Annotated in this window: 6 protein-coding genes and 1 pseudogene; 5 read left to right on the forward strand and 2 right to left on the reverse strand. The window is 48.7% G+C overall.

What is annotated here, in order from left to right; translation table 11 throughout:
* Positions 1-80: 80 nt before the first annotated feature.
* Positions 81-992 carry an AraC family transcriptional regulator N-terminal domain-containing protein gene (locus AB7C91_RS13370; RefSeq protein WP_422480931.1) on the reverse strand — a complete coding sequence of 304 codons (912 nt, stop codon included), beginning with the start codon at positions 990-992 and terminating at the stop codon, positions 81-83.
* A 241-nt stretch (positions 993-1233) separates the two neighbouring features.
* Here AB7C91_RS13370 and AB7C91_RS13375 point away from each other — a divergent pair, with 241 nt between their 5' ends.
* The 5 genes and pseudogenes from AB7C91_RS13375 (at position 1234) to AB7C91_RS13395 (ending at position 5552) form a co-directional block, all read left to right on the forward strand.
* Positions 1234-2082, forward strand: a complete 849-nt coding sequence (locus tag AB7C91_RS13375; protein ID WP_428592258.1) for an aldo/keto reductase — start codon at positions 1234-1236, stop codon at positions 2080-2082.
* Between the two features lie 50 nt (positions 2083-2132).
* On the forward strand, positions 2133-3221 hold the full coding sequence (locus AB7C91_RS13380; protein WP_428592261.1) for an alpha/beta hydrolase: 1089 nt from the start codon (positions 2133-2135) through the stop codon (positions 3219-3221).
* A 110-nt stretch (positions 3222-3331) separates the two neighbouring features.
* Positions 3332-3457 (forward strand): annotated as a pseudogene (locus AB7C91_RS13385) (4Fe-4S binding protein); the annotation flags it as partial.
* A 9-nt stretch (positions 3458-3466) separates the two neighbouring features.
* On the forward strand, positions 3467-4498 hold the full coding sequence (locus tag AB7C91_RS13390; RefSeq protein ID WP_428592264.1) for an alpha/beta hydrolase: 1032 nt from the start codon (positions 3467-3469) through the stop codon (positions 4496-4498).
* 151 nt (positions 4499-4649) lie between these two features.
* Positions 4650-5552, forward strand: coding sequence for an alpha/beta hydrolase (locus AB7C91_RS13395; protein WP_428592267.1), 903 nt, complete (start codon positions 4650-4652; stop codon positions 5550-5552).
* Between the two features lie 30 nt (positions 5553-5582).
* Here AB7C91_RS13395 and AB7C91_RS13400 read toward each other — a convergent pair.
* Positions 5583-6187, reverse strand: a 605-nt coding sequence (locus tag AB7C91_RS13400; RefSeq protein WP_428592270.1) for a hypothetical protein, incomplete at its 5' end; no start/stop codon positions are given.

Genomic DNA, 6187 nt, shown 5'->3' on the forward strand with positions numbered 1-6187 from the left:
TGTTCCCATCCTACCCATAGGTCTTATTGCCCGTATTTGTAAAGCTGCTGCATTGCGGAATTTTTCGTGTATAACAAGAATCATGCATCCATGGGACCGGATTGCTTGAGTAATCGGATGTCTTTTGCAGGAGAGTTCCCGAATTGACGACTATACTCCCTGCAAAACTGGGAGGAGCTCTCATACCCAACCTCAAAGGCTGCTCTGGTTACATCAAGATCATCAACAAGCATTAAGCGGCGGGCTTCCTGAAGGCGGAACCATTTCTGGTATTGGAGGGGGCTCATGGCTGTCAGGTTATGGAAATGATGATGAAAAGAGGAAAGGCTCATGTGGCACAATTCGGCCAGTTCTTCCATCTTGACGGGTTTGTTGTAATTATCCTTGAGCCACTGTACCGCACCATGTATTTGGGAGCTCTGGCTGCCTGCCATGCTCAATTGACGTACATGATATCCTTGATCACTCGTTATCAATCGATAGAGTATTTCACGTTTGATTGAAGGTGCTAGAAAGGGTATGGAGACTGGTTCCTCCAGCAGGTTGATTAGTCGCAGAAAAGCATCGATCAAGGACAAGGATAGCTGTCCAACGCTCATGGCGCGTTGTGTTGGTAGTTTTGAAGGAATGGGGAGACTGCCCTCGGCAAGGAGTTTGGCAATCTCTTTCTGTTCCAAGGTAAACGCCAGACCCATATACGGCCTTTCCGGACTGGCATCCCGAATCTGGGCTACAACTGGTAAATCCAGGGAGGTGACCAGGTAGTGATCCCTGTCATATACCAACGAATCCTTACCCAACAATACTTCCTTTGAGCCCTGGCCGATCAGACAGATGCTCGGTCGCTGGATGATTCGTATTCGCGCCGAAGGAGCTTCGTACTTGTACATCCACAGCCCCGGGATGGCGTCCTTGGCATTCCCCTTGGTTCCCGTCCAATATTCAATCCGCTCGGTCAATGTATTCTTTGCATGCAATAGTTCATCAGTCATATGGTCCAATAGTATATGTTTTGCTGAATAATTCAACCTATTACACTGAGTATTTGCAGGATTAGGCAAAATGAATGCAGGGATGTTGTATTTCTCCGTCCTTCCATCTGATATCGTTAGGCTAGAAAAAATATGGGAGCTGGAGCGAACCCCAGTGTAGGGATCCTCCTGTCCCGGAAGCATATCAGCAAAAATCGATCACCTGTCGTACAGATAGATGTAGTATTTGTAGGAGAACAAAATGGAATATAAAACGTTGAGCAATGGAATCCAGATGCCGGTACTTGGGTTTGGGGTCTTTCAGATCCCTGACAAGAATGAATGCATAGACAGTGTGGCTGAAGCAATCAGGGTGGGATATAGGCTGATTGATACAGCTGCATCCTATGGGAATGAGGAAGCGGTGGGGATTGCCATCAAGCGAAGTCCTGTGGACCGTTCCGAGCTCTTCATCACCACCAAGATTTGGATTCAGGATGTGGGGTACGAAAAGACACGGAAAGCTTTCGAGAAATCTCTCGCCAAACTGCAACTCGATTATCTTGACCTGCTTCTGATCCATCAACCCTACGGAGATATCTTTGGAGCATGGAGGGCGATGGAGGAACTGTACCAAGAAGGCAAGGTCAGAGCCATCGGAGTCAGCAATTTTCCAGACTACCGGGTAATGGACCTGATCGTCCATTCTCAGATCAAGCCTGCAATCAATCAGGTTGAGACCCATCCTTTCTGCCAGCAGCAGGGGAGTGCAGAGTTCCTTGCTGCCAATGGGGTGCAGATTGAATCGTGGGGGCCGTTTGCTGAGGGAAGGAACAACCTGTTCTCCAACGAACTGCTGGCCTCAATCGGAGAAAATCACCATAAATCGGTTGCCCAGGTGGTTCTGCGTTGGCTGATCCAACGGGGAGTCATTGCAATCCCCAAATCAACGAAACCAGAAAGGATTGCACAAAATTTCGATATATTCGACTTCAGCCTGTCTGAAAGTGAGATGGATGCCATCAAGGGTCTCGATCAAGGCAAGAGCCTCTTCTTTGATCACCAGGATCCGGCGATGGTTAAGTTTCTCTCGGAACGACGTATTGATTGATTCGGTATTCAGATCAGGATGACCATACTTGTATGAAAGGAGAAATTCTTATGAAGAAACGTATCACGATTTTCGTGTTGGCAGTAATTACTGTTGGGATGTTTGTATCCTGCAGTACTACTGAAGGGAACATCGCCACAACTGCAAACGGGGATTCGGATATCTTATATATCCAGGAACAAGGCAACTTCTCAGCCGGGGGAACGGTTGTGACCAGTGAGGGGACGTATGATCCGATGCAGCCGTGGGTGGTCCCTCAGGGTGGGCAGACCCGGCATGGAGACCACGCGGATGTCCTCTATCAGATTCCCGTTGATGCCAACGATCATCCGATGGTGTTTCTCCACGGATATGGCCAGTCACGACGGAGTTGGCAGATGACAGCTGACGGAAGGGAAGGCTTTTCTGATATCTTTTTGCGTGAAGGCCACAGCGTCTATCTCGTGGACCAGCCAGGCCGAGGTGAAGCCGGACAGGTTACCGGTGCCGGGCAAATCCCTGCAACTCCCGATGACCAGACTTGGTTCACCCAATTCCGCATCGGCCTCTGGCCTGAATTTAACGAGGGTGTGCAATTTCCACAGGATGCAGAATCGCTTGACCAATTCTTCCGCATGATGGTTCCCGATACCGGTACCACGGCTGAAAGAAACGCAACCGTCACGGCGATGTCGGAGATTTTCGACCGTTTGGATGGAGGAATCCTGTTCACACATTCGGCCAGCGGTATGACCGGTTGGCAAACGGCAATCGCAAATGAGAAGGTTGAGGCTGTTGTCGCCATCGAACCAGGAGGGTTCGCCTTCCCCCTGGATCCGGATTCCGATCCAGCGCAATCGTATGGACGGGTTTCGATGGATGAATTCATGAAACTGACCCGTATTCCCATCATAGTCTATTATGGGGATTACATACCTGCAGAAGAAACGGATGTACCCTCACAAGAATTCTGGAGACGCTCATTGGCATCTGCAAGGCAGTGGGCAGAGCTTTTGAACAGCTATGGAGGTGATGTGACGGTTGTGCACCTACCTGAAATCGGTATTCTAGGGAACACGCACTTCATCATGTCGGATTTGAACAACCAAATTGTTGCGAAGCATATCAATGAATGGCTGATAGAGAAGGACCTCAAATAAGAGGAAGAGGCCGATAGATTACTCGATGAAGAGGATCGTGTGGTTTTAAGCGATCTTCTCACATCGGGCCAGGTGGAGGATAATACCAGGTACATGGAGAACCATACGGAAAAGCCTCGCAGTGCATCGGCTGCGGACTATGTGAGAAAAATTGTCCGCAGAATCTAAGGATTCGTGAACTCCTCCAACGTATATCCATTACGTTTGAGGGAGCTCCTGCCAAACAAGGGAGGTAGACCATAACCATGATCAGACGGGAAGGAAAAGAATACGCAAAAATGTCATGTTTCATTATCCTGATGCTTCTGCTTGTCGGAGGTGGCAGCGTCACTGCACAAGGCCAGGCTGACAGATCCATTTCCGGGACAGCAGGCAATGTATCACAAGAGGCTGCTGCAATGGGATTTACACAAGAAAGCTTGGTTTGGGATGTCATTGATGATCCATCTTTTGATGGGTTCGGCAGACTCATCTTCCCGGTGGACAGGTCCATTGACCGTCAGATGAGGCTGGTTGAAGTAGGCAGCATCCTGACGTGGTACACCTATGTGAGTGCTGATCGTACCGTCGAAATTGTAAATTACCTCAGGACCAGCGCACGTGCAGGACAGCAAGTTTTCTATGATATCTATTCAGAAACAGAGAAAGCGGCTGACCCTGCAAAGAAAAACACCGGACTTTTCTTCTTCCGAGGGAAGCCGGGACAGAAAGCGGCTATACTCAGCGCCGGTGGTGGGTTTGCGTACGTAGGTGCAATGCATGACAGCTTCCCCCATGCTCTGGAATTGTCGAAAAGGGGATACAATGCATTTGCATTGATCTACCGGCCGGGAGCCAACACTGCCAGTGAGGATCTTGCCCGGGCGATTGCCTTCATTCATGAGCATGCGAGCGAACTTGAAGTTGACATAGAAGGATATTCACTGTGGGGAGGCTCAGCAGGTGCCCGTATGGCGGCGTGGTTGGGATCCTACGGAACAACAGCCTTTGGGGAATCTGAGTATCCGAAACCTAAGGCGGTTATCATGCAATACACTGGGCTTACCGAGGTAACAGGAAATGAACCGCCGACCTATGCCTGTGTGGGGACTAGCGACGGTATAGCAAGCTACCGGACCATGGAAAACCGCATCAATCGGATAAAGGCGCAGGGAACCGATGCGGAGATTGATATCTTTGAGGGATTGCCGCATGGGTTTGGTCTTGGGGAAGGAACAATCGCCGAGGGTTGGATCGATAATGCAATCAAGTTCTGGGAAAATCAGGTGAACCGATAGGAGGTCTGGAATGAGAATGCATGCAATTGCAATGTTGGTATTGCTTAGTATCGGTTTGCTCGGATCATGCGGCAGTTTTAGTGCTTCGACCACTGTTGATGCGCTATCTCATACTAACCAACCTGAGAGAGAGCTGGAGGCTAGCTATACCATGGAAGGTGATAACGATTCCGATAATCCCATTCCCAAGGAACTGTGGACCATCCCGAATGAGTACCTGCGCGAAGCGGATCAGCCGGGAACCCTTGTTGAGCTCAGATATGACACCTATGAATCCAGGACCTACGCCCAGAAGAGCAAGCCAATCACTAAACGAGCCATTGTATATCTACCTTATGAGTATTCAGATGAGAAAGAATATAATGTTCTCTATCTGATGCATGGAGGTTGGAGCAACGAGACAACAACCCTTGGCACGCCTGAGCAACCGAGTGCTTTCAAGCATGTTGTGGATCATGGCATAAGGAATGGGGAATTTGACCCGCTCATCATCGTCTGTCCCACTTACAACAATGAGAGCCCCGAGGATAGCGCGGACTACACTCTGGCATTCTATACCTTGACGGCAAACTATCACCAGGAACTGGTGAATGATTTGATTCCTGCTGTTGAAGGCACATACTCCACCTATGCAAAAGGAACATCAGCAGAGGATATCAGAGAGTCCAGAGACTATCGTGCCTTCGGCGGGTTTTCCATGGGTTCGGTTGCCACTTGGCACACCTTCATCAATAGCCTGGATGCATTTCGATACTTCCTGCCCATGAGCGGTGCCATGGATTATGACGGCGATATTATCGATGCCGCGGTTACTGCTTCCGATTTCATTCCTGATGATTACTTCATATACGCGATAACCGGTTCCAGTGATTTTGCATATGGGCAATTTGCCAGGCAGATCGAAGCGATGATTGCAAAGCCTAGCGGGAATTTCAAGCTGTATGATGATGAGAGATCGGGAAATATTGCATATCGCGTAAAGGAAGGCTATTCCCATGACGGTCGTGCTGCAATGGAGTATACCTACAACGGATTGAGGTGGTTCTGGAATTGAATCGAAGATGTTATAAGAGCCAATAAGTTCTCATACTCTAAGCTCTATCCCATTCTTGAAAATGAACCGCACATCCTCTTTACTATTGACCACGGCATGATCGGCAAGAGCGTGCCAAAGGGTCTCCGTGAATTCGGTAACCACATTTTTCTGCTTTTTCAAACCCCTCAAAAACAGTTCTGTTTTTGTCTTTCGAGACTTCCGTTCATGTATCGCCCCTTCCAAAGCTGACAATTGTTTGTTGACCTCGGTGTACTCCTTGCTAAGTTGCTTGAACCGATCCTGGTAGGCAGCCTGGTCCATTGCTACATTGGCATTCTCGGTATTGAGTTGCTCCATGCGTGAGACAACTTTGCGACGTTCTACTTTTGCAGCTTCCAGCTGTGCTTCATCAGCGGAAGTGTCGAAGATATCTTCGGTGATCTTCTCAAGGGTTCTGATGATCTCATCCTTCCGGGAAATGACCATATTGACCGCTTGTACGAATAGATCCTGCAGTGCATCTTCATACCATCGGTACCAGGAACAAAATCCATATCCTCCATAGGAATGATAAAAGGGCTCCTCCAGGGCATGAATTCCTGAAATAGGGTACCTGGAAGCTAATCCAAAAATTCCTCTTCTTTGTATGCAAC

Source organism: Sphaerochaeta sp., from assembly GCF_050256055.1.
In the GTDB taxonomy this organism is placed as follows: domain Bacteria; phylum Spirochaetota; class Spirochaetia; order Sphaerochaetales; family Sphaerochaetaceae; genus Sphaerochaeta.